A 23,813-nucleotide genomic window follows, 5' to 3' on the forward strand; every position below is an offset into this window, starting at 1 on the left:
CGGCGGTCGCCCTGCGGGGTCAGCGCCTGCAGCTCCGGCGCCAGCCGGCCGTCCCGGTCGAATAGCGTCTCCGGCCGGTAGCCGCGCATCCAGGCCTCGAGCTGGGCGAGATGCGCCGGCTTGTCGGCGAGGCCGGACAGCGGCACCTGATGCGAGCGCCAGAAGCCTTCGGTCTTCAGCCCGTCGACCATCTTCGGCCCGGTCCAGCCCTTGGGCGTGCGCAGGATGATCATCGGCCAGCGCGGCCGGGCCAGGCCGTCGGCCCGGGTGCCGGCTCGGATCTCGCGGATGCGGTCGATGACGATGTCGAGGGTGGCGGCCATGGCCCGGTGCGTCGGCACCGGGTCCGAACCCTCGACGAAATACGGCTCGTAGCCGAAGCCCTGGAACAGCCGCAGCAGCTCCTCGCCGGTCATGCGGCCGAGGATGGTCGGGTTGGCGATCTTGTAGCCATTGAGGTGCAGGATCGGCAGCACCGCGCCGTCGGTCCGCGGATTGAGGAACTTGTTGGAGTGCCAGGACGCCGCCAGCGGCCCGGTCTCGGCTTCGCCGTCGCCGATGACGCAGGCGGCGATCAGCTCCGGATTGTCGAAGGCGGCGCCATAGGCATGGGCCAGGGCGTAGCCAAGCTCGCCGCCCTCATGGATCGACCCCGGCGTCTCCGGCGCCGCATGGCTGGGGATGCCGCCGGGGAAGGAGAACTGACGGAACAGCCGGCGCATGCCCTCCCGGTCCCGCCCGATCTCGGGATAGATATCCGAGTAGGTGCCTTCGAGATACGTGTTGGCGACCACCGCCGGCCCGCCATGGCCGGGCCCGCAGATGAAGATCATGTCGAGATCGTCGCGGGCGATCACGCGGTTGAGATGGGCGTAGATGAAGTTCAACCCGGGCGTCGTACCCCAATGGCCGAGCAGCCTGGGCTTGACGTGCTCGATCGCCAGCGGCTGTTCCAGCAGCGGATTGTCGAGCAGATAGATCTGCCCGACCGACAGGTAGTTTGCCGCGCGCCAATAGGCGTCGAGCCGCTGCAACTCCTGGTCCATGGCTTGGGTCTCCGATGTCCCGCCCGGTCTTCGATCCCAGTGATCTGAAGCGGCGCGGCGACAATTCCAGGTCGCGGTGCGGAGAAAGCCATGCAACCGGGACGCGACGGGCCGGGACCGCCGCCGACGATCCCGGTCCGGTCGAGGCAATACGCGTTCAGCGGGGTGTCGGGGCCAATCGCAGGACGGCGCAGCCATAGCCCCCCAGCTCGAACCGATCCCGTCCCGTCGCGGCCCCGCTGAGAAGATCCCGCCCTGCGGGCACGGAGGCGATCGTGACCGGCTCGGCGCGGGTGTTCTGAAGGAACAGAAGCTCTCGGTCCCCGGCCCGGCGCAGCGAGACCTCGACGCCCTCCGGCAGCCCGGGGACCAGCGGCGCGACGCCAGCCTCCGGCAACACGCGGCCGAGCAGGGCGTCGGTCAGCTCCGGGGTGAAATACGTCCCGGCATAGATCACCCGGCCCCGGCCATGGCGGCGGCTGGTGATCGCCGGCTCGCCCGCCAGGAAGCGGCTGGTCCAGCGCCCGATCGCCTCGGTGCCGTCCCGCAGCGACAGGCGCTCGAACCAGTGGCCGGCCTGGAGGGCCGTGTTCCCGATCGTCAGCTCGTATCGGCGGCGGGCGGATTCGGCGGGCCGGTCGGGCGGGACCACCACGCCGCGCGACATCTCGAACTGGGCGGAGACGCCATTGCCGCCGGGCGTGGCCAGCGGGCCGAAGCCCTCGACGGTGACCCCGGTCAACGCCGCCAGCTCGCCCGGCGGCGCCACCCGCAGCGCGTGGTTGTCGAGGGTGTGGGCGCCGCTGCGCGCCCCGATGATGGCGGTGCCGCCGTTGCGCACGAAGCGTTCCAGCGGTCCGGTCCAGGCCGGATCCCAGACCGCCCAATGCGGCACGATGAAGACCTTCAGCCGGTTGAGCTCGTCCTCCGGGTGGACGAAGCCGCAGGCGATGCCGCGCGTGTAGCAGTGGCCGTGCACCGGCACCGCCGCCTGCTGCGGCGTCGGCAGGCCCAGCGCATAGGCCTTGTGCGCCTCCTCGTTGACGAAGTCGGGCCCGGCGATGCCGACGTCGAGATGGACCGAGCTGCCCAGCACCTCCGGCGCGATCCGGCCGATCTCGCCGGCGAAGCGCTTCGCCTCCTCGAACCGTCCGCGCGGCACGTCGTCATGGTCGATGATGCCCATCCAGTAGATCTCGGCACCGAAATGCGCCGGGCGCCAGCGGAAGAACAGGACGCCGTCGACGCCGCGCGCGACCGAGGAGAAGGCCATGCGGCGCATCTCGCCCGGCTCCGGCGCCACCGTGGCGAAGCCCGGCTGGCTGCCGAAGCTCGATTGCTGCTCGGGCACGATCAGGTTGCCGGCGGCGCCGCGCACCCAGTCCAGCGCCAGGGCCTGGCAATGGGCGTGGCCGTGGCGCAGCAGCTCGTCGAACAGGAACGGGTAGACGTCGTAGCCGAGGAAATCGAGGTCCTCGGAAAACGGCCCGCGCATGTCGATGTCGTTGATCGCGCCGATATTGTGATAGACGAACCAGCCCGGATTGACGGCGCGCAGGATCTCCACCTGGTCGCGCTGGAACGCCGCCGTCGCCTCCGCCAGGAAGCGGTGATAGTCCAGCCGGTGCGTCGGGTTCGAGGCGACCGGCGTGAACGGCCGCGGCAGCTCCACCTGACCGAAATCATCATAGGTCTGGGCCCAGAAGCGTGTGCCCCAGGCCTGGTTCAGGGCCTCGATCGTGGCGTAGCGCTGCTCCAGGAAGCTGCGGAACGCCGCCTCGGCCGCATCCGAATAGGTCTCGGAGCAGGAGGTGTTCAGCTCGTTGTCGGTCTGCCAGCCGATGACGTTCGGGTCGTCGCGATAGTGCTCGGCCATCATCCGGGTGATGCGCTGGCTGTGCTCCCGGAACAGCGGGTGCACGGTGTCGACATGCTGGCGCGAGCCGTGGCGGTGCGGCACGCCTTTGGCGTCGACGCGCAGGATCTCCGGATGCGCCGCGGTCAGCCAGCGCGGCGGGGTGGCGGTCGGGGTGCACAGGATCGTCTTGACGCCATGCCGGCCCAGCAGAGCGACGGCCCGGTCGAACAGGTCGAACTCATACTGCCCGGGCTGCGGCTCGAAGAGGTTCCAGGCGAATTCGCCCATCCGGACGACGTTGAAGCCGGCCTCGGCGATGCGCGCCGCGTCCCGCTCCCAGACGGCCTCGTCGACATGCTCCGGGTAATGGGCGGCGCCGACGAGAAACGTGTCGATGTCGATCGGGCGCCAGGCGGAACGCCGGGCTCTGGGCTTGCTGGGCATGGTCGGGCTTTCGAGGAAGGCGGGATGGCTCATCATCCCTTCACCGCGCCCATGGTCAGGCCGGCGATGAAGTGGCGCTGCATCAGGAAGAACATCGTCACCGGCGGCACCGCGACGATGATGGTGGCGGCGGAGATGATGTTCCAGGCGGAGACGTACTGGCCCCGCAGATTGGCGAGGCCGGCGGTGACCGGCTTCACGGTGTCGCTGAGGGTCAGCACGATCGCCCAGAAATAATCGTTCCAGACGAAGGTGAAGATCAGGATCGCCAGCGCCGCCAGCGCGGGGCGGACCAGCGGCACGACCACCAGGCGCAGCACCTGGGCGGGCGAGGCGCCTTCGGCCCGCGCCGCCTCGAACAGCTCATGCGGCAGCGCGGCGATGAAATTGCGCATGAACAGCGTCGCGAAGCCGGTCTGGAACGCGGTGTGGAAGATCATCAGGGCGAAGACGGTGTCGTAGAGGCCGAGCTGCACCATCAGGTCGCGCACCGGGATCATCATGATCTGCGCCGGCAGGAAGTTGCCGCCGATGAAGATCGCGAACAGCACCGTCCGGCCGCGGAACCGGTATTTCGACAGCACGAAGCCGGTCAGCGTCGACAGCACCAGCACGGCGAGCACGGTCGGCACCGTGATCAGCAGGCTGTTCACGAAGTAGCGCGCCATCGGGGTCTGGGTGAACACGCCCAGGTAGTTCTCGGCCAGCCCGAAGGAGGTGGGCCAGCCCCAGAGATTGCCGCCGGCCACGTCCTCGCCGGACCTGAGCGAGGTCAGGGCGACGGCGAAGAGCGGGGCCAGCCACAGGATCAGGATGGCGAAGACGCCGAAGGCATAGAGCGCGCGGCGCAGGCGGGCGGTCTCGGGGATCGGGGCCGGGTACATCAGGCCGTCCTTTCCGCCCGGAGCACGCGCGAGACGTACCAGGCGATGAACACCAGCATGATGGCCAGCAGCACCGAGGCGATCGCGGCGCCGTAGCCGAAGCGGTAGGAGAAGATCGACTGCTCGTACATCTGGTAGGCCAGCACCTCGGAGGAGCCGAAGGGCCCGCCCTGGGTCATCACCGACACCATGTCGAAGGAGCGGAGCGCGCCGATCGCGGTGACCGCGATGGCGATGAAGCTGACCTGGGTCAGCTGCGGCAGCACGATGTGGCGCAGCAGGCGCCAGCCGGTGGCGCCGTCGACCCGGCCGGCGCCGATCAGGTCCTCGCTCAGGTTGTTCAGGCCGGCGAGGTACAGCACCATGCAGAACGACACCTGCGGCCACAGCGCGGCGAACACCACCGCGAAGGTGACGAAATTCTCGTCCGACAGCAGGGCCGGGGCAGTCGCCCCGACCGCCTGGAACAGGATCGGCAGCAGGCCGAGCGTCGGCGTGTACACCCAGGTGAAGACGACGCCGACGGCGACCGGCGCCAGCACCAGCGGGATAAAGAACAGCGACTTGGCGATCCGCATCCCGGCGATCTGCTGGTTTAGCAGCAGCGCGATGGCCAGGCCCAGCGGCGGCGCCAGCATGAACACCAGCAGCCAGATGACGTTGTTCTTCAGCGACACGAAGAATTGCGGGTCGGCGAACAGCTCGCGATAGTTGTCGAGCCCGATCCAGGTCATCGGCCCCATCCCGTCCCAGTCGTGCAGGCTGACCCAGAGGCTCTGCGTCGAGGACGCGACGATCACGACGCCGAACAGCAGGACGCCGGGCAGGATGAACAGCGTCGGGGTCAGCCGATCGCGATGACGGCGCCAGAAGCGGGCCATGGATTCGACCTCGATGAAGGGGAGGGGGCAGGCGGGGCCTGCCCCTGGTGCGGCTAGGCCTTGAAGATGCGCTTTCGCGTCGCTTCGAGCCGGCGGAGGATCGTGTCGCGCCGGTCGGGCTTGACCATGAACTCCTGGAAGCCGTTGAGGCCGGCCTGGGCCATGTCCGGATCGGTGTCGCGGTCGTAGTACTGGGCCGTGCCGGCGACGGTCTTCAGGCTCTCCATCGCCGCGTTGATCAGCGGGTCCTTCCCCGGCGGCACGTCGTTGCGCGGCGGGATGTTCCCGGTCGGCTCGAGATAGGCCGTCAGGTTCTCCGGCCGGTAGAAATAGGCCAGGAACTCGCGGGCCAGGTCCTTGTTCTTGGCGTTGGCCGGGATGTGGACGGAGTCGACCGAGAAGTCCTCGTAGCGCGGCAGGCCGGGCTTGATCGCGGGGAAGGGGGCGAAGGCCAGCTGGTCCACCTCCGCCTCCGGCATGACATAGCGCACGAAGTTGCCGAGATTCATCAGCCCGGCCTTCTTCTGCGCCAGCAGGGCCCCGGCCTCCTGCCAGCCGTAGGAGGTGTGGTCGGGCAGGAAGAACCCGGCCTTGATCAGCGCCTCCCAGCGGTCGAACACCTCGGCCAGCACCGGGTCGAGATAGCTGAGCTTGCCGTCCATCAGGGCCATGTGGGTGTCCAGCCCGTTGATCCGCAGGTTCATCTCGTCGAACCAGCCGGCGGCGGGCCACAGCTCCTTGGTGCCGATGGTCAGCGGCACCAGCCCGGCGGCCTTGGCCTGCTCGGTGTAGGCGAGGGTCTCGTCCCAGCTGGTCGGGACCGTCAGCCCATGCGCCGCGAACACGTCCTTGCGGTAGAACAGGCCCCACAGCGTGCCACCCATCGGCAGGCCGTATTGCCGGCCGCCGACGGTGACCGCGTTGGCGATCGTGCCGAGGACGTTCGTGTACTTCTCGCGCTCGAACAGGTCGGAGATGTCGTCGAACAGGCCGCGCTGCACGAAGGCGCGCATGCGGTTGCCCGAGAACCAGAAGCAGATGTCCGGCGCCCCGGCGACGAGGTAGTTGCGGATCGCGGTCTTGTGGGCCTCGTGATCCATGTTGTTGATCACGACCTCGACGCCGGTCTGCGCCTTGAAGCCGGCGGCGATCGCCTCCAGCGCGGCGCGGGCCTTGTCGTTCGACTGGGCGTTGATGACGGTGATCTGGCGGGCCTGACCGATCGCCGGCGCGGCGAGGCCGCCGATCGCCGCCCAGCCGAGACCGCCGGCGGCCCTCCTGATCAGGCTGCGGCGGCTGAATCCAACGAGCTCTCCCATGGCAATGCTCCCTCCTGGGCTATCATTTTTTAGGCCTTAAAATAAGCGTTAACTCTTCCGCCGAACTGTGGCAAGCGCTAATTTAAGACTTTAAAGAAGGTAGGCGATGCGATTGAAGGGCGATTCCGGCACGACGCGGGCGCTGAACCGGCGGCTGATCCTGGACCGGCTGCGCCGCAACGGGCCGATGAGCCGGGCGGCGATCACGGCAGCCGTCGGCCTCAGCCCGGCGGCGATCACCTTCGTCACCGCGGAGCTGATCGAGGAAGGGCTGCTGGCGGAGGGGGAGGCGGGGCCTGCCACCGGCGGGCGACGCCCGATGCCGCTGCACATCGTCTACGAGGCCCGCCTGGCGATCGGCTTCAAGGTCATGGCCGACCGGGTGCTCGGGGTTCTCACCGACCTCGCCACCGAGGTGCTGGCCGAAATCGAGCTGCCGCTGCCCGACCATCGGCCGGAGACGGTGATCGAGACCGCGGCCACGGCGGCGGCGCAGCTGATGCGCAGCCCTCGCGCCGACTCGCGCCGCCTGATCGGCATCGGCGTCGCCCTGCCGGGCCTGATCGACGCCGAGACCGGACTCTGCCGGGCCCTGCATCGCTTCGGCTGGACCGACGTGCCGGTGGCGGAGCTGCTGGCGGCCAAGATGGCGGCGCCGGTCTGGGTCGACAACGACGTCAACGCCTTCGCCATCGCTCAGCATCTCTTCGGCTATGGCCGGGACCTGCGGACTATCGCCGCGGTCGCGGTCGGACGCGGCGTCGGTGCGGGGCTGGTGGTCGACGGCCGGCTCTATCGCGGCCGCGGCGGCGGGGCCGGCGAGATCGGTCACGACCTGTCGGAGCCCGGCGGCCGCCCCTGCGAATGCGGCCGCGCGGGGTGCCTCGAAACCTATTGCTCGGAGGCGGCCATGGTCCGGATCTGGCACGAGCGCGACCCGGGCCGGAGCGATGCCGGCGCTGAGGCGATGGCTGCGGCTGCCGAGGCCGGCGATCCGGTGGTGCTGCAGATCCTGCGCGAGTCGGGGCTTCGCCTCGGCCGGCATATCGCCACGCTCGCCAACCTGTTCGCGCCGGAGATGATCGTGATCGGGGGCGAAGCCGTCCGCTTCGGCCAGCACCTGTTCGGGCCGGTGCGGTCCGTGCTGAAGGAGCTGTGCTTCGCCGGCGAGCCGCCCATGGTGGTGGACTGGCAGGACAATGCCTGGGCGCGCGGCGCGTCAGCACTCGCCATCCAGCACTTCTTCAACTTCGAGGCGACGCCGGGCCACCGCGCGGCCGCGTGGACCGCCTGAGCCTCGCTGTCCCGCCTCCTACAGGGGCGCGCCGGCCGGATCCCGAAGCGCGACCGAGGCGCGCGCCACCAGCCGGGTCGGAATCACCCGGTGGCGCGCGGGGCCGGCATAGCCCTTCAGCCGCGACACCAGCAGCTCGGCCACCGCCGTGCCGAGCTGATGCACCGGCTGGTCGATCACGGTGACCGGCGGGCTGGTGACGCTGGTCCAGTCGGCGTCGTGGAAGGTGATCAGCGACAGGTCGTCGGGGATCGACAGGCCGAGCTCGCGAACCACCTTGAAGATCTCGAGCGCGATCACGCTGTCGGAGGCCAGGATCGCGGTCGGCGGCTCGGGCGATCGCAGCAGGTCGATCGCCAGCTGTCGCGTCTTCTCGCGGCCGATCGCCCCGAGCCGGACGGCCGGCGATGGGATCCGGGCCTGGTCGCAGGCGCCGAGAAAGCCTTCGACCCGGTGTCGGACCGACGCGGTGTGGATGTCGGCGAGGTCGCGATAGGTATGCTCCGGCGTGTCGCAGGCGGTGACATAGGCGATGCGGCGATGGCCGTGCCCGATCAGCAGGCGGGTCGCGGCCTCGGCCGCCTCGCGGTCGTCGACCGTGACCGTGTCGACCGCCAGCTCCGGGATGGCGCGGTCGAGCAGGGCCAGCGGCCGCCCGGAGCGCAGGAGATCCCTGAGGTGGTCGATCTCGCGCGAGCGTGAGGGCGCGACGATCAGGCCGTCGACCCGCCTGGCCACCAGGGTCCGGACGGCATCCCGCTCGGCCGCGATGTCCTCGCCGGAATTGGCCAGGATCACGGTGTAGCCGGCGGCGCGCGCCACGTCGGTGATGCCGCGGACGGCGGCGCTGAAGAACGGGTTCTCGATGTCCCCGACCACGACGCCGATCGCGCCCGACCGACCCGTCGTCATGCTGCGCGCGAGCTCGTTGGGCCGGTAGTCGAGCGCCTTCGCCGCCGCCAGCACCTTGTCGCGCACCGTGTCGCTGACGACGCCGTAGCCGCCGAGCACCCGGGCCGCCGTGGCCTTCGAGACCCCCGCCGCCCGGGCGACGTCGGCAACGGTGACGGACGGCTTCGCGGGCGATGGCGGTTCCATCGGGCTGCTCTACAGGAGAGATTGACGGGCGGTCAACGTGGCACTAACAATTTTGGAAAGAGACCGGTCTCAGTCAACAAGAGACCGGTCTCGCAAGAAAAGATACCGGTCTCACAACCGAAATTGGTCGGTGACCCGGGCTTTTGGGCAGGCTGACGAAAGCACGCAACGGAGGGAGACATGAGGAGATTTACGGCGATGCTGGCGACGGGGATCCGGACGCTGGCCTTCACGCTGGCTGTGGGCGGCTCGATCGCGGGGCCGGCCCTGGCCGAGACCAATGCCTACGGCCTGATCGATCCTAATGTGATCAGCGTCGGCACCATGGGCGACGCCAAGCCCTACACCTTCATGACGGCGGACGGGCAGTTCACCGGCTTCGACATCGAGCTGTTCCTCAACGTCGCCGAGCGGATCGGCTTCAAGAAGGACCAGGTCGTCTTCACCGGCCAGGAGTTCTCCGCCTTGATGCCATCGGTCGCCAATGGCCGCTTCGACGTGGCGGTGGCGGCGATCGGCACCACCGAGGCGCGCAAGAAGACGGTCGACTTCTCCGACGGCTATCTGGCCGGCTACCTGTCGATCCTGACCGCCGATCCGAAGCTCACCGATGCCGGCCAGCTCGCCGGCAAGCGCCTCGGCGTGGTCCAGGGCACGCTGCAGGAGATCTATGCGGCCAAGAATTTCACCGCGACCGACCTGGTGAAATTCCCCGACAACAACTCCGCCGTCGCCGCGCTCAACAACGGCACGGTCGACGCCCATTTCCTCGATTACGAGGCGGCCAAGGACTACACCGGCCGCTATCCCGCGCTGAAGGTCGCCGTCAACATCCCCAGCTTCGACGCCCCGGCCGGCTTCGTCATCCGCAAGGGCAATGACGCGCTGCGCACCGCGCTGAACCAGGGGCTGCACGCGGCGATGCAGGACGGCACCTGGAAGACGCTGTACCAGAAGTGGTTCCCGGGCTCGCCGATGCCGGACGACTACTTGCCCAAGAAATAGATCCGCGCCGACCCGGAAGAAGACCGTTCCGCATGGACTGGATCGACACCCTGCGCCGCAGCTTCCTCGACTGGGACGCGATGGGCGAGGTGCTGCCCATGATGATCGCGGTCGGGCTGAAGAACACGCTGATCCTGGCCTTCGCCTCGACCGTGCTCGGCATCGCCATCGGCATGGCGCTCGCCATCATGGGCATCTCGCGCTCGCCCTGGCTGCGGATCCCGGCGCGGATCTACACCGATATCTTCCGCGGGCTGCCGGCCATCGTCACCATCCTGCTGATCGGGCAGGGCCTGGCCCGGGCGGGGCGGGAGATCTTCGGGCCCTCGCCCTATCCGCTCGGCATCCTCGCCCTCGGGCTGATCGCCGGGGCCTATATCGGCGAGATCTTCCGCTCCGGCATCCAGAGCGTCGACCGCGGCCAGATGGACGCCTGCCGGGCGCTGAGCATGAGCTACGGCCAGGCGATGCGGCTGATCATCGTGCCGCAGGGCATCCGGCGGGTGCTGCCGGCCCTGGTCAACCAGTTCATCGGCAATGTGAAGGATTCCAGCCTGGTCTACTTCCTGGGCCTGCTGGCGTCGGAGCGCGAGATCTTCCGTATCGGCCAGGACCAGGCGGTGGTCACCGGCAACCTGTCGCCGCTGCTGCTCGCCGGCGTGTTCTACCTGCTGGTCACGGTGCCCCTGACCCATCTGGTCAACTGGATCGACACCCGGCTGCGGGTCGGCCGCAGCCTGTCCGGTCCGGGGGGCAGCGGTCTGGTCGAGGTCGGCGAGCTCAAAGGCGCCGTCGAGCGGGGCGCCGAGGCGGACACCCGCTTCAGCGGCGGCAGCCTGGCCGTCCGCGGCCTCAGCATGGCGTATGGCGAGCATCAGGTGCTGACGGATGTCGACCTCACGGTGCCGGCCGGATCGGTGACCTGCGTCATCGGCCCGTCCGGCTCCGGCAAGTCGACCCTGCTGCGCTGCCTGAACCGGCTGGTGGAGGTCAAGGGCGGGGACATCCTGCTCGACGGCGACAGCATCCTCGGCATCAAGCCGGACCGGCTGCGCCGCCGGATCGGCATGGTGTTCCAGCAGTTCAACCTGTTCCCGGACCACACCGCGCTGGAGAACGTCGCGCTGTCGCTGACCCGGATCAAGCGCATGAAGAAGGACGCGGCCAACCGCATCGCCAAGGCGCGGCTGGCCGAGGTCGGGCTGGCCGGCCGCCGGCATCACCGCCCGTCGCGGCTGTCGGGCGGCCAGCAGCAGCGGGTCGCGATCGCCCGGGCGCTGGCGATGGAGCCCGAGGTCATCCTGTTCGACGAAGTCACCAGCGCGCTCGACCCGGAGCTGGTGAAGGGCGTCCTCACACTGATGGCCGATCTCGGCCGCCGCGGCATGACCATGGTGGTCGTCACCCACGAGATGGGCTTCGCCCGGCGGGTCGCGGACCAGGTCGTCTTCATGGATGAAGGCCGGGTGGTCGAGGCCGGGCCGCCCGAGGCGATCTTCGATCGGCCGCAGAGCGAGCGGCTCAAGCGCTTCCTGGCGGAAGTCCTCTAATCCAGGCGAAAGATCCGTGATGAACAGCAAAGTCTCGAACGTCGTCGTCATCGGCGCCGGCATCTTCGGCGTCTCCACCGCCGTCCAGCTCGTCCGGCGCGGCGTGGCGACCGTGCTGATGAATGACGGCCCGGTCGCGAACGGCGCCTCCGGCCGCTCGCTGTCCTGGCTCAACTCGTCGCGCTGGCGCTCCGACGCCTATCACCGGCTGCGCATGGCCGGCCTCGACCGCTACCGGACCCTGGCGCACCGGCACCCGGACGCGGACTGGCTGAGATTCGACGGCGGGCTGACCTGGGACGCCGACGATGACGGCAACCGGATCGAGGCGGCGTATCGCCACGAGGTGTCGCTGGCCTATGACGCGCAGCATCTCGCGGCCGGGCAGGTGCCGGCGGTGACGCCCGGCGTCGACATCTCCGCGATCACGCCGCAGGGCGCGATCTTCAACCCCGGCGAGGGCTGGGTCGACCTGCCGAGCCTGATCCGCCTGCTGGTGGAGGAGTTCGAGCAGCGCGGCGGCCGGCTCGTCACCGACGCCGGGGCGGCGCGTGTGATCGTCGAGGGCCGCCGCGCCGTCGGCGCGGCGACGGCGCGGGGCGGGGAGATCCGGGCGGACGCCGTCCTGCTCGCCACCGGCCCGTCGGTGCCCCGGATGGTGACCGAGGCCGGTCAGAGGATCGACGACGGCACGCCGGTCTCGCTGCTGGTGACGACCAAGCCGGTCGACGCGCCGCTGAAGGCGGTGCTGAACACGCCGCGGGTGGCGATCCGCCCCGCGCCCGGCGGCGCCTTCGCGCTCGACTCGGGCTGGTCGGAGGAAGAGGTGGAGATCCGGCCCGACGGGACCTACGGGGTGAGGCAGGAGACCGTCGACGGCCTGCTGGCCGAGGCCTCAAAGGTGCTGGAGGGCAACCCGAAGCTCGAGCTCGACCGCTACGGCGTGGGCCGCAAGCCGATCCCCGGCGATGGCGACCCGGTGTTCGGCGAGCTGCAGGCGATCCCGGGCTATTTCGTGGCCTTCAGTCACAGCGGCGCCACGCTTGGGCTGATCGCCGGCGAGCTGCTGGCCTTCGAGATCGCCACCGGCGAGCGGCACCCGATGCTGGCCCCGTTCCGGCCGGAGCGCTTCCGAACCGCTGCCCGATAGGGCTCGGCGCTTGACGGGCGGCAGTTCGTGGCGTTCGGGGCTAGGCCCGCGCGGCCAGCATCAGGCGCACGGCCTGTTCCGCGGTTTCGGCCAGCATTGCGTCGGTTTCCCGGATCGCATCCTCCAGCGAGCATGGCCGTTTGAGGATGCCGAAGACAGCATCGATGCCGACCTCGCGGGTGGCATCCGCCCCGGTGCCGACAGTGCCGGCCAGGGCCAGAACCGGCAACCCATAGCGCTTGGCGCGCAGCGCGATCTCGGCCGGCACCTTGCCGTACCGGGTCTGGCCGTCGATGCCGCCTTCCGCGGTCATGACCAGGTCGGCCTTGGCCAGGCGGCGGTCGAGATCGATGTGGCGCAGGATGAGATCGAAGCGCGGATGCAGCCGGGCGCCGGCGAAAGCGTGAAGACCGGCGCCCAGGCCGCCCGAAGCGCCGCCGCCCGTCAGGGTCGCGACCTCGATCCCGAGATCACGGCGGACGATTCGGACGAAGGTCTTGAGGCCGCGCTCCAGCAGCGCCACCTGGTCCGGTGTCGCGCCCTTCTGCGGCCCGAAGACGCGGGCGACACCGGCTTCGCCGAGCAGCATGTTGTAGGGATTGACCGCGACGTCGATCCGCACGCGCTCCAGCCGGGGGTCGCGGCCGGACAGGTCGATGCGGTGCAGAGACGGCAGCGCCGCCCCGTTGCCGGGGATCGGTCGCTCCGACGCGTCCAGCAGGCGGACACCCAGCGCCTGGGCCATGCCCGCGCCGGCGTCGTTGATGCCGGAATCGCCACAGCCGACCAGGATGCGCTCCGCCCCGAGATCAAGCGCCGCACGGATCAGCTCGCCGACGCCGTGGCTGGTCGTCAGCGTGGGGTCGCGCAGGCTCTTCGGCACCAGGCGCAGCCCCGCCGCGGCCGCCATCTCGATGACCGCGACGCGCTTCCGGCGGCCGCCCAGGAAGCCGATCCCGGCCTCGACGATCTGGCCGACCGGCCCGGTCACGGTGACCGGATGCAGCTCTCCGCCCGTGAGCTCGACCATCATTTCGGTGAAGCCCTCGCCGCCGTCGATCATCGGCACGCGCGTGATCTTCGCCCGCGGCGCCGCCTGGCGGACGCCGCGGGCCATCGCGTCGGCAACCTCGCGGACCCCGAGCCCTTCCTTGAAGCCGGACGGTGCGATGAGGACATGCAGGCGCCGAGATGCGGATTTCTTCGTCATCGCCCATCGCCTCCTATGGGGTGGCCAGCAGGGATCCGATGGCGGGCCAGGCGATGGCCGCGAACAGCATGATCAACGCGAAGTGCAGCGGCATCAGCACGGCGCTGAGCCGGGCAAGGTCGCGCGCGCCGAACGCCTCCTCGGCCAGCCGGCCGAACAGGGCCACCGGCTTGGCGCTGATCATCAGGGTCTGGCAGAAGCCGGTTGCCGAGACGGTCGCCAGCATCGCCATGATCGGGCTGATCCCGGCCGACTGCGCCAGGATCAGGACCGGCGGCAACAGGATCGACACCCGCGCCGTGCGGCTGTGGATGACGAGATGCGACAGCAGGCCGATCGTTGCCACCAGCGCCAGGATCGCCGCCGGCGACGGATGGCCCTGCTGCACCGGCGGGAACACCACCGCGACCAGCCATTCATGCAGGCCGGACGCCATCAGCCCGTCGGCCAGGCAGATCGTCGCCGCCAGGAAGAGCAGGAGCGCGAGGTCGGCATCCCGGATGGCGTCACGGAACGAGACCGGGCTCACGCCGGGGCAGCAGGCGGCGAGAGCGCCCAGCATCGCCAGGATCGTCGGATCGATCCGGTGCACGGGCGCGGCGAGCCAGCCCAGGATCACGGCGCCGGCGATCCAGAGCACCGGCTGCCGGTGCAGCGGCGCCCGGCCGGCCGCGATCGCGGGTGGAACAAGCCGGGCGCGGCGCTCTTCCGGCGCCAGGAACAGCCGCAGGATAACCTCGGTCGACAGAAAGGCGCTGACCACCGCGAAAGGCAGCCCGAAGCTCACCCACTCGAGATAGCCGACCTCCTGGCCCGACAACCGCTCCACCATCCCGGCGGCGAGAAGATGGGCGCCGGCGCCGAGCGGGGACGCGAAAGCCGACAGCAGGATGGCCGTCGGGAACAGGAGCGCGAACGCCGTTCGCTGTCGCCGGCTGCCGCAATGCGATGCGATCGCAGCGTAGGCCGGGACCATCATCGCAGCCCGGCCGGAGGTCGAGGGGATGATGAAGGCGGTGGCGAGAATCATGCCGGTCAGCGCCCAGGCGAGCCCGCGCACCGAGCGCGCCCGGCCGGAGGCCAGGGCAACCAGCCGGTCGGCCACGCCGCTGGCCTTGAGTGCCGCGGCCAGCAGGAAGGAGGCGAGCAGCAGCCAGATCAGCTCGTTGCCGAGGGTGGCGAACAGCGCCTCGGGCCGTCCGGTGACGAACACCGTCATGGCGACCGCCGCGGCCACCGCGGCCACCGCGACGAAGGCGTCGTCCAGTGGTGTCAGGGTCCAGCCGATCATCGCCAGCAGCAGGATCTCGAGGGCGTGCCGGGTCGCAGGCGGCATCCCCGGTATGCCGAATTCGATCGCAAGCCCGGCCAACGCCGCGCCGCACGCAACCAGGATGGGCCGCAGCCGGACGGCATCCATCGACGGCCGCCAGCGGATGCGGTCCGTGCGCGGGCCGGGCGCCGGCCCGGACCATTCGGTTGCGTTCGTCATGCCATCACTCCGCCCGGGTGGCCGGACATGCTTGGACACGCCTGATCGAACGGGGATCGGCTCATCGTCCGGGGCACAAACTACGACGCCATCGGTTAGGGAGCGTGGAGCGCAAGGTTAGAATTCGGAGAGTCGCGCCGTCGGACGCCGCGGCGGCCTTGCCCGTCGGCGTCGCGGGTGATGGTGTCGGCCCCGGCGCTTCCCATCACGCGAGGCAGCATGACCGTCCGACGCCGCATCCTGCTGTTCCAACTCGTCACCATCGGCTTCGTCGCCGTGGTGGTCGGCGTGATGCTGATGACGCTCCGCCTCACCGGCGACTTCGTCCGTCGCATCGACGGCGTCCATTCCCGGTTCGAGGCGATCAGCGACCTCGACAGCCTGGGCAACAACTATGCCGAGCAACTGGCCGAGGTGCTGCTGCTCGGGCCGGAGCAGATGCCCGATTTCAAGCTGGCGCAGCAGGAGATCGAGGCGGGATTCCGGCACCTCGCAGAGGTGACCCGCAAGGAGTTCACGACGCTCGGCGGGCTCGGCGAGGTGCAGCAGGAATTGCCGGAGGTCGAGTTCACCGCTCGCCTGCACGAATTCTATCGTGCGATCGACCGGGCGGCGGTGCAGGTCTTCGAAGCCCAGGGGGCCGGCCAGCAGGATCGCGCGGTCGACATCTTCCGGCGTCGCATCGAGTACCGCCTGTCCAACGATTTCGAGACGATGCTCGAGACCGCCCGGCTGGAGGAGCGGGGCGAGGTGGCGGAGGAACTGAAGCGGGTGCAGGCCGCGCAGCACGTGCTTCTGATCGTCGCCGGAGGCTTCTCGGTCCTGGTCGTGGCCGCCGGCATCGGCTCCGGGGTGGCGCTGCGGCGCTCGATCGTCCAGCCGGTGCGGCAGCTGACGGCCGGGGCGGAGGCGATTGCCCAGGGCCGGCTCGACCATCGCATCCGGACCGTCCGGCGCGACGAGTTCCAGCTGCTGTCGGACAGCTTCAACAAGATGGCCGAGGCGATCGGGGAGCAGAGGGGGCGGCTGATGTCCGCCCAGGCCCGGCTGGAGAGCGAGGTCGAGCAGCGGACGCACGAGCTGCGTGAGGCCAATGAGCAGCTCCGTGCGCTCGACAGCAGGCGCAGCCAGTTCCTTGCCGATGCCGGCCACGAGCTGCGCACGCCGCTGACGATCCTGCGCGGCGAGGCCGAGGTCGCCCTGCGCGGCCGTCCGCGGCTCGCCGCGTATCGCGAGGCACTGACCCGGATCGGCGCCTATGCCGCCGACATGGCGCGGCTGCTGGAGGATCTGCAGGCCTTTACCCGGGCCCAGGCCGAGGATGTCAGCTTCACCTTCGAGACGGTGGGACCGGACGCAGTGGTCGCGGCGGCGATCCGGGAAAGCGCGATCCTGGCCAGCCCGAAGCAGATGGCCATCCGGCTGGTCGAGACGGCGCCGGACTGCCTGGTCCGCGCCGACCCGCAACGCCTGAAGCAGGCGCTGCTGATCGGGATCGACAATGCCATCAAATACGCAGATCCCGGCGGGACCATCGAGGTCGGGATCCGCGACGAGGAGGACAGCGTCTCGGTTTCGATCAGCGATCAGGGCTGCGGGGTCGACCTCGAGGAGCTGCCTTTCGTGTTCGATCGTTACTATCGCGGGCGGAACAACGCCAGCCGCGCCGCCAAGGGGCTGGGGGTCGGCCTGGCGATCGCCAAGACCATCGTCGAGCGACACGGCGGCAGCATCGCGCTGGAGGCGGCGGAGCCGCAGGGCGCCGTGCTTCGCATCCGGCTGCCGGTCGTCGAAAGGATCATCGATGCGCATCCTGATCATTGAGGACGACCGGCGCATCTCGAGCTTCCTGCAGCGCGGCCTGGAGGCCGAGGGCTACCGGGTCCTGCTCGCCGAGGACGGGCGCGACGGCCTCGACCAGCTCCGGCAGGAGGCGGTCGATCTGGTGATCCTCGACCGGATGATCCCCTATGTCGACGGCCTCGAGGTCTGCCGCATCATCCGGCAGGAGCGGCGGCCGGTGCTGGTGCTGATGCTGACCGCCAAGGAGAGCATCCGCGACCGCGTGGACGGGCTGCAGAGCGGCGCTGACGACTATCTGACCAAGCCCTTCGCCTTCGACGAGCTGGTGGCCCGGATCGAGGCGCTGGGGCGGCGCCGGCCGGGCCTGGACCCGGTGGAGTTGCTGCAGGTCGGCCCCCTGACCCTCGATCCGGCGACGCGGCGGGTGATGAAATCCGGGAACGACATCGAGCTGACCGTCCGGGAGTTCGAGCTGCTGCGCTATCTGATGTCGAACGCCGGCAAGGTCGTCAGCCGGCAGCGGCTGCTCAGCAATGTCTGGAACTATGGCTTCGATCCCGGGACCAAGATCGTCGAGGTCTACATCCGCTATCTTCGACGGAAGCTCGGCATGGACGGCCCGCCGGCGATCCGGACCGTGCGTGGGGTCGGCTACATGCTCGCCGATGCCTCAGCCGGCGATCGGAACGACAGCGCTCGTCGGTGAGCAGGGCGAGCTTGCCGCCGACCAAAACAGGATTGCCTTCAAGAGTTAGTTAGATTAACTAACCTTAATGGATAATGCCTGAACGGGTCGGAGGCAGAGTGGCGGGGAATTTCGTCGTCGGTGTCGATATCGGCGGAACCAAGACGCAGTTGGTCGTGGCGCGAGACGGCATCACCCTGGCCGACCGGACCGACGCGACGGGAAGCTGGCGCCGCCATCGCCTCGACGAGGATGCGGCGGCACTTGTCGCCATGGTCCGCGACGCCGCGGGCGGTGCGGAGCCGGCCGCCATCGTGGTCGGCGCGCATGGCTGCGACAGCACCGAGCAGTGCCAGGTGTTCCAGGAGCTGATCGCGGCCCGGACAGGCGGCGCGGTGCTCGTGCTCAACGATTCCGAGCTGCTGCTGCCGGCGGCCGGCCAGGCCATGGGCATCTCCGTCATCGCCGGCACCGGCTCGATCGCCGTCGCCCGGCTGCCTGACGGCTCGATGCTGACGGCGGGAGGCTGGGGCTGGTTCCTCGGCGACGAGGGCAGCGCCAGCGGCCTGGTGCGGGATGCCGCCCGGGCGGTGCGGGACGCGCTGGACCGGGGCCAGGCCCTGGATCCGCTGGCGCAGGCGCTGCTCGGCATCCTCGACATCGACGACCCGGTGCGGATCGGCAAGACCCTGGCCGCCGAGGGCAGCGCCGCCGGCATCGGCCGCCACGCGCCCGCCCTGTTCGCCGCCGCGGAGGGCGGGTCGGAGCTCGCCCGCAGCGTGATCGAGGCGGGCGGCCAGGCCCTGGCCCTGCTGGTCCGGCGGCTGGTGGACCGCGGCGCGAAGGGCGGCTGCGTGGTCGCCGGCGGCGGCGTCATCACGCGCCAGCCGCGGCTGATGCGGGCCTTCGAGGTGGCGGTGGCCGAGCAGGTTCCGGGGTGGACCGTGACGCTGCTGGCCACACCGCCGGCCTTCGGGGCGATCCGGCTCGCCGAAAGCCTGCTGCGAGGCGATGTCCCGCCGCAGCTACCGCGGCCGGCGATACCAGCACCCGTTCTGCCGGACAGCGATCGGAGGATGCGATGACGGCGACTGACGCGGCGCCCGCCGGGCGAAATCCGACCTCGTCCGGGCTGCGGATCATCCCGGCGCGATACTGGGGCCAGCGCTTCGGCGCCGCCCTGCTGATGGCGGTCGTCCTGGGCTTCGCCGCGCTGGTCGCCAGCAGCCGGAACGTGCAGTGGGACGCGATCCTCCCCTATCTGTTCGACCCGACGATCCTGGACGGCATCCGGCTGACCCTGGTCTTCACCGTCCTGGCCATGGCGATCAGCATCCTGGCCGGGATCGTGCTGGCGATGATGCGGCTGGCGTCGAACCCGATCCTGTCGGGCTTCGCCGGCTTCTACATCTGGTTCTTCCGCGGCACGCCGCTGCTGGTGCAGATCATCTTCTGGTTCAACATCCAGCTGTTCATCCCGGCGATCGACATCGGGCCGCTGCATGTCGAGACCAACGCGCTGATCTCGGCCTTCACCGCCGCCCTGCTGGCGCTCAGCCTGAACGAATCCGCCTATGTCGCGGAGATCGTCCGCGGCGGCCTGCTGGCCGTCGACCGGGGCCAGAGCGAGGCGGCGACGGCGCTCGGCTACACCCCGTTTCAGACCCTGACCCGGATCGTGCTGCCGCAGGCGCTGCGCGTCATCATCCCGCCGATCGGCAACCAGACCATCTCGATGCTGAAGACCACCTCGCTGGTCTCGGTGGTGGCGGCGCAGGACCTGCTGACGCGGGTCCAGAACATCTACGCCAAGAACTTCCTGATCATCGAGCTGCTGATCGTCGCCAGCATCTGGTACCTGGTGCTGACCACGGTCGCCTCGATCGGCCAGTCCTGGATCGAGCGGCGCCTGGGCCGCAGCGACCGTGGACCGTCGAAGGCCAGGCGGATCCTCGGCGCGGCCGGGAGGCGGGGCTGATGGGCGCCGCCGGACAGGACACGGCGCGGCCGATGGTCGAGGCGATCGGCGTGCGCAAGGCCTTCGACAACCTGCAGGTGCTGTCGGGCATCGACCTGACCATCCAGAAGGGCGAGGTCGCCTGCATGCTGGGCCCGTCCGGCAGCGGCAAGTCGACCTTCCTCCGCTGCATCAACCATCTGGAGAAGCTCAGCGGCGGCGAGATCCTGGTCGATGGCGAGCTGATCGGCTACCGCCGCCGGGGCGACCGCCTGTACGAGCTGAAGGCCGCCGAGCTGGCGCGCCAGCGCCGCGACATCGGCATGGTGTTCCAGCGCTTCAACCTGTTCCCGCATCTCGACGTGACCGAGAACATCGTCCAGGCGCCGGTGCTGATCCGTGGCGAGCCGCGTGCGGACGCCGTCGCCCGGGCCCGGGCGCTGCTGGAGATGGTCGATCTCGGCGACAAGGCCCAGGCCTATCCGCAGCAGCTGTCGGGCGGCCAGCAGCAGCGGGTGGCGATCGCCCGGGCGCTGGCCATGCGCCCGAAGCTGATGCTGTTCGACGAGCCGACCTCGGCCCTCGACCCGGAGCTGGTGGGCGAGGTGCTGGCGGTGATGAAGCGCCTGGCCGCCGAGGGAATGACGATGCTGGTCGTCACCCATGAGCTGGGCTTCGCCCGCGAGGTCGCGGACCGGGTGATCTTCATGGATCAGGGCGTGGTGGTGGAAGAGGGGACGGCCGCCGAGGTGCTGGACCACCCCCGGCACCCGCGCACCCAGGCGTTCCTGCGGCGGATCCACTGACCGGCCCGCCGCCCGAGCAAACCGCGCAACGCAAACAGGGAGTGAGAAAAATGATGAACAGGCTTTTCGTTCTGGCGGCCTCCGCGGTCCTCATGGCCGGCGCGGCGCAGGCCGCGGAGGTCGATCCCGCGCTGCGGGCTATGCTGCCCGAGTCCATCCGCCAGTCGGGCGAGATCCGCGTCGGCACCGACCCGCAGCAGCCACCCTATGACTTCTACGACACCGACAACACGACGCTGATCGGGCTGGAGCAGGACCTGGCGGCCGAGATGGCGGCGCGGCTGGGGGTGAAGTTCACCTTCTCGCCCGCCCAGTTCGCCAGCATCATCCCGGCGATCCAGGCCGGGCGCTTCGATCTCGGCATGTCGGCCTTCGGCGACTTCATCGAGCGCGAGAAGATCCTCGACATCATCGACTACACGCTCGAAGGCACCGGGCTGATCGTGCTCGAGGGCAACCCGCACGGCATCAAGAAGATCAGCGACATCTGCGGCCTGCGCGCCGGCGCGGTGCAGGGCTCGATCCCGCTGCAGCTGCTCGACAAGCAGAAGGAGCTGTGCCCGGCCGACAAGCCGCTGGAGGTGCTGCAGTTCCCGTCGAACGACCAGGCCAAGGTGGCGATGCGCAGCGGGCGCCTGGACGTCTCGCTCGATACCGTCGGGGTGGCCGCCTACACGCTGGCGCACCAGCCGCAGACCGGGAAGAAGCTGGAGCTGGTGGAGACCGCCAAATACGCCGTCGGCTACCAGGGCATCCTGGTCGGCAAGACCAATCCGGAGCTGCGCGACGCGATCAAGGCCACGCTGCAGAAGATGATCGACGACGGCACCTACGGAAAGATCTTCGAGAAGTGGGGGCTCAGCCAGAACGCCGTCACCACCATCACCGTCAATGATGCGGCCCGCTGGGCCGACTACATGAAGCTCGATTGAGCCAACTGTCCCCGACCGCAACGGACCAGACCCATGACAGACAGAGTCAGTTACCGCGACGGCATCGCCCTGCAGCCGAAGGCGTTGGAGGCCAGCCGGCAGGCCGTGGCCGGGACGCTGGAGCGGGCGGATCTGGCGCCCCTGCGGCGGGGAACGGTTGCTCTGGTCGGCATCGGCGCCAGCCTCTACGCGGCCGAGGCCGGCGCCGCGGCGATGCGCGGCCAGGGCATCCGCGCCTTCGCGCTGCCCGGCACCGATCTCTACGATCCTGCGGTCGACGCGGCCGACGCCTATGTCGCGATCTCTGCCTCCGGCCGTAGCGTCGAGCCGGCCCAGGCGATCCGGATCCGGCCGCAGGCGGCGAGCTTCGGCATCGCCAACGCGGCCGCGACGCCGCTGGGCGAGGTCGCCCGGACCATGATCGCGACCGCGAGCGGCCCGGACAGCGGCCCGAACACCACCAGCTATGTCTGCGCGCTGCAGGCGATCGGGCTGCTGGCGGACCGGGCCGGCCGCCCGTCGGGCGCCGACTGGGCGGCGCTGCCGGCGGCGGCCGAGGCGGTCCTCGCCGCCGTGGCCGGGCCGGTGGCGAAGGCGTCGGCGCTGCTGGCCGGCCGCATCGCCATCGACTGCGTCGGCGCCGGCATCGCCCACGGCACCGCCGGCTACGCCGCGCTGCTGATCCGCGAGGCCGTGCGCGTCGCGGCGCAGGGCTGGGACACGCTGAATTTCCTGCACGGCCCGATGGAGCCGAACGATGAGCGCAGCGGCGTCATCCTGTTCGGCGACGGCCGGGAGGTGACGCTGGCGCAGGATCTGGCTGGCTTCGGTATCCCGTCGGTGCTGATCACCACGCGGCAAGACCTGACCGAGGCCAAGAACCTGGTGGTGATCCCGGTGCCCGGGGCCGCGGCGGGGCTTCCGGGCGCGATCCTGCAGGCCATCCCGGCGCAGCTGCTGATCGCCGACCTGGCCGAGGCTGCCGGCCTGCCGCAATGCAACTTCCGCTACCGGCAGACCGACACCAAGCTGCCGCTGCAGGCCGCCTGACCCCGGGTCAACGCTGCCCGCCGGCCGCCCGCGCCAGGCGGCGGGCGGGCCGCGGCTCCCCGTCCGCCGCGGGCAGCAGCGAGAAGGCCGGGCGCCGGTCCTCGCCCAGCAGCGTGCCGAGGCTGTAATCCGCTGCCAGCCCGACGGCGCCGAGCACCGTGGCCTTCCGGGTCAGCCGGCTGACCGCGATCTCGGTCGGCCAGGTCAGCTCCGCGACGGTCCGGGCGACCTGCTCCACCATCAGCTCGTTCTGGCCGACGCCGCCGCCGAGCACCGCCAGGCCGGGGTCCAGCACCCCGACGCAGGCGGCGACCAACCGGCCGATATCGGCGGCATGGCGGTCGATGCAGGCGCGCGCATGGGCCGAGGTCGCGGCCCGCGCGAACAGCTCCTCGGCGCTCTGCGGCGCAGTGCCTTCATCGGCCGGCCAATCCCGGGCACAGCGGGCGACCAGGCTCGCCGAGCCCAGATACTCCTCCAGCGCCTCAAGCCGCGGCGTCTCGGTTGCCGACCAGGGGAAGGGCAGGCGCCCGACCTCTCCGGCCGCTCCGTTGAAGCCGCGGAACAGCCGGCCGTCGATGATGATGCCGAGGCCGATCTTCACCCCGACCTGCAGGTAGATGAACGAGGCACGTCCCGTGCCCTCCCGCAACTCCGCCAGGGCGGCGCAGTTGACGTTGTTCTCCAGCAGGATCGGCACGCCGAAGCGGGCTTGAAGGCGCTGCGCGATGGCCACCAGGTCCTTGCCCCGGCCTCGCGGCGCCAGGGCGGAGGAGACGATCGTCGGTACCGCCACCGCGATCGCCCGCAGCGGTCCGTCCCGGCGGACGCCGCCCAGCACCTGCTCCACCGCGCCTTCGATCTCGGACGACGCCAGATCGACCTCGGCGATCGGCCGCCCGTCCAGCCCGGCCGCGATCGCATGGGTGTGAGTTGTGCCGGCATCGACGCCGACGACGACGCCGGCCTCGGACCCGAGGCCATAGGTGACGGCGGTCCGGCCGGTCGGGCCCTTGACCGTGCCCCGGGACGCCACCAGCCCGAGCGCTTCGAGCTCGCCGACGGCGGCCGACATGGTCGGTTTCGAGAAGGCGAGGAGGGCGCCCAGCTGCGGCCGGGTGATCGGGCCGGAGGTCGACACGGTCCGCAGGACCGCGCGGGCACTGTCGGTGAGGGCGGGGGGTGGCCCGGCGACCGGAGGAAATTTCGGCGGATTCGGCATCGACGCGCTGTGGCGGAGGGATCGGCCGATGATAGGGCAAGCCCCGAGGCTTCGACATCAAAGGTTTTCAGGCCCGGCGCGCGCCGCGGCCCGAGTTGGAGTATGATGCGGCATCGAGGGAGGCCGG

Annotated in this window: 19 protein-coding genes and 2 pseudogenes; 12 read left to right on the forward strand and 9 right to left on the reverse strand. The window is 70.1% G+C overall.

Annotated features, from left to right (window positions below; genetic code table 11):
* From FFK22_RS33045 to FFK22_RS33065, 5 genes and pseudogenes are all read right to left on the reverse strand, one after another.
* Positions 1-1,046 (reverse strand): annotated as a pseudogene (locus FFK22_RS33045) (phosphoketolase); the annotation flags it as partial.
* Between the two features lie 157 nt (positions 1,047-1,203).
* Complete coding sequence (locus FFK22_RS33050) at positions 1,204-3,384, reverse strand: beta-galactosidase (protein WP_221939030.1); 2,181 nt, start codon at positions 3,382-3,384, stop codon at positions 1,204-1,206.
* On the reverse strand, positions 3,381-4,232 hold the full coding sequence (locus tag FFK22_RS33055; RefSeq protein ID WP_138888939.1) for a carbohydrate ABC transporter permease: 852 nt from the start codon (positions 4,230-4,232) through the stop codon (positions 3,381-3,383). The genes FFK22_RS33050 and FFK22_RS33055 overlap by 4 nt, the downstream gene beginning before the upstream one ends.
* The gene (locus FFK22_RS33060) at positions 4,232-5,113 is read right to left on the reverse strand and encodes a carbohydrate ABC transporter permease (RefSeq protein ID WP_138888940.1); all 882 of its coding nucleotides are present in this window, start codon (positions 5,111-5,113) and stop codon (positions 4,232-4,234) included. Before FFK22_RS33060 ends, FFK22_RS33055 begins: the two co-directional genes overlap by 1 nt.
* A gap of 53 nt (positions 5,114-5,166) precedes the next feature.
* Complete coding sequence (locus tag FFK22_RS33065) at positions 5,167-6,432, reverse strand: ABC transporter substrate-binding protein (protein ID WP_138888941.1); 1,266 nt, start codon at positions 6,430-6,432, stop codon at positions 5,167-5,169.
* Between the two features lie 106 nt (positions 6,433-6,538).
* Here FFK22_RS33065 and FFK22_RS33070 point away from each other — a divergent pair, with 106 nt between their 5' ends.
* On the forward strand, positions 6,539-7,726 hold the full coding sequence (locus FFK22_RS33070; RefSeq protein WP_138888942.1) for an ROK family protein: 1,188 nt from the start codon (positions 6,539-6,541) through the stop codon (positions 7,724-7,726).
* Positions 7,727-7,744: 18 nt separating this feature from the next.
* On the opposite strand, the gene FFK22_RS33075 is transcribed toward FFK22_RS33070, so the two are convergent.
* Positions 7,745-8,824, reverse strand: a complete 1,080-nt coding sequence (locus tag FFK22_RS33075) for a LacI family DNA-binding transcriptional regulator (RefSeq protein ID WP_138888943.1) — start codon at positions 8,822-8,824, stop codon at positions 7,745-7,747.
* Positions 8,825-9,004: 180 nt separating this feature from the next.
* Here FFK22_RS33075 and FFK22_RS33080 point away from each other — a divergent pair, with 180 nt between their 5' ends.
* The 4 genes and pseudogenes from FFK22_RS33080 to FFK22_RS33090 all read left to right on the forward strand — a co-directional run bounded on the left by FFK22_RS33080 (position 9,005) and on the right by FFK22_RS33090 (position 12,529).
* Positions 9,005-9,829, forward strand: coding sequence for an ABC transporter substrate-binding protein (locus FFK22_RS33080; RefSeq protein ID WP_138888944.1), 825 nt, complete (start codon positions 9,005-9,007; stop codon positions 9,827-9,829).
* Positions 9,830-9,930: 101 nt separating this feature from the next.
* Positions 9,931-10,542: pseudogene (locus tag FFK22_RS44030) on the forward strand (amino acid ABC transporter permease); the annotation flags it as partial.
* 144 nt (positions 10,543-10,686) lie between these two features.
* A complete protein-coding gene (locus FFK22_RS44035; protein WP_221939033.1) occupies positions 10,687-11,379 on the forward strand; it encodes an amino acid ABC transporter ATP-binding protein in 693 nt (230 codons plus the stop codon).
* A gap of 19 nt (positions 11,380-11,398) precedes the next feature.
* On the forward strand, positions 11,399-12,529 hold the full coding sequence (locus tag FFK22_RS33090) for an FAD-binding oxidoreductase (RefSeq protein ID WP_186002785.1): 1,131 nt from the start codon (positions 11,399-11,401) through the stop codon (positions 12,527-12,529).
* A gap of 40 nt (positions 12,530-12,569) precedes the next feature.
* Here FFK22_RS33090 and FFK22_RS33095 read toward each other — a convergent pair whose 3' ends face one another.
* Both FFK22_RS33095 and FFK22_RS33100 read right to left on the reverse strand, forming a co-directional pair.
* Positions 12,570-13,739, reverse strand: coding sequence for a glycerate kinase (locus FFK22_RS33095; RefSeq protein WP_138888947.1), 1,170 nt, complete (start codon positions 13,737-13,739; stop codon positions 12,570-12,572).
* 13 nt (positions 13,740-13,752) lie between these two features.
* Complete coding sequence (locus tag FFK22_RS33100) at positions 13,753-15,231, reverse strand: SLC13 family permease (RefSeq protein WP_138888948.1); 1,479 nt, start codon at positions 15,229-15,231, stop codon at positions 13,753-13,755.
* Between the two features lie 219 nt (positions 15,232-15,450).
* Here FFK22_RS33100 and FFK22_RS33105 point away from each other — a divergent pair, with 219 nt between their 5' ends.
* From FFK22_RS33105 to FFK22_RS33135, 7 genes are all read left to right on the forward strand, one after another.
* Positions 15,451-17,055, forward strand: a complete 1,605-nt coding sequence (locus FFK22_RS33105) for a cell wall metabolism sensor histidine kinase WalK (protein ID WP_138888949.1) — start codon at positions 15,451-15,453, stop codon at positions 17,053-17,055.
* A complete protein-coding gene (locus tag FFK22_RS33110; RefSeq protein WP_138888950.1) occupies positions 17,036-17,740 on the forward strand; it encodes a response regulator transcription factor in 705 nt (234 codons plus the stop codon). The genes FFK22_RS33105 and FFK22_RS33110 overlap by 20 nt, the downstream gene beginning before the upstream one ends.
* Positions 17,741-17,838: 98 nt before the next feature.
* Entirely contained in the window at positions 17,839-18,804 is a 966-nt protein-coding gene (locus FFK22_RS33115; protein WP_221939031.1) for a BadF/BadG/BcrA/BcrD ATPase family protein, read from the forward strand.
* Positions 18,801-19,697 (forward strand): amino acid ABC transporter permease, encoded by an 897-nt coding sequence (locus FFK22_RS33120; protein WP_138888952.1) that lies wholly within the window; start codon positions 18,801-18,803, stop codon positions 19,695-19,697. The genes FFK22_RS33115 and FFK22_RS33120 overlap by 4 nt, the downstream gene beginning before the upstream one ends.
* A gap of 32 nt (positions 19,698-19,729) precedes the next feature.
* A complete protein-coding gene (locus FFK22_RS33125; protein WP_138888970.1) occupies positions 19,730-20,482 on the forward strand; it encodes an amino acid ABC transporter ATP-binding protein in 753 nt (250 codons plus the stop codon).
* A 50-nt stretch (positions 20,483-20,532) separates the two neighbouring features.
* Complete coding sequence (locus FFK22_RS33130; protein ID WP_138888953.1) at positions 20,533-21,414, forward strand: ABC transporter substrate-binding protein; 882 nt, start codon at positions 20,533-20,535, stop codon at positions 21,412-21,414.
* Between the two features lie 33 nt (positions 21,415-21,447).
* Positions 21,448-22,464 carry an SIS domain-containing protein gene (locus FFK22_RS33135; RefSeq protein WP_138888954.1) on the forward strand — a complete coding sequence of 339 codons (1,017 nt, stop codon included), beginning with the start codon at positions 21,448-21,450 and terminating at the stop codon, positions 22,462-22,464.
* A 7-nt stretch (positions 22,465-22,471) separates the two neighbouring features.
* On the opposite strand, the gene FFK22_RS33140 is transcribed toward FFK22_RS33135, so the two are convergent.
* A complete protein-coding gene (locus tag FFK22_RS33140; RefSeq protein WP_138888955.1) occupies positions 22,472-23,686 on the reverse strand; it encodes an ROK family transcriptional regulator in 1,215 nt (404 codons plus the stop codon).
* Between the last annotated feature and the right edge of the window lie 127 nt (positions 23,687-23,813).

The sequence above is a fragment of the Mycobacterium sp. KBS0706 genome, from assembly GCF_005938675.2.
GTDB lineage: Bacteria > Pseudomonadota > Alphaproteobacteria > DSM-16000 > Inquilinaceae > Inquilinus.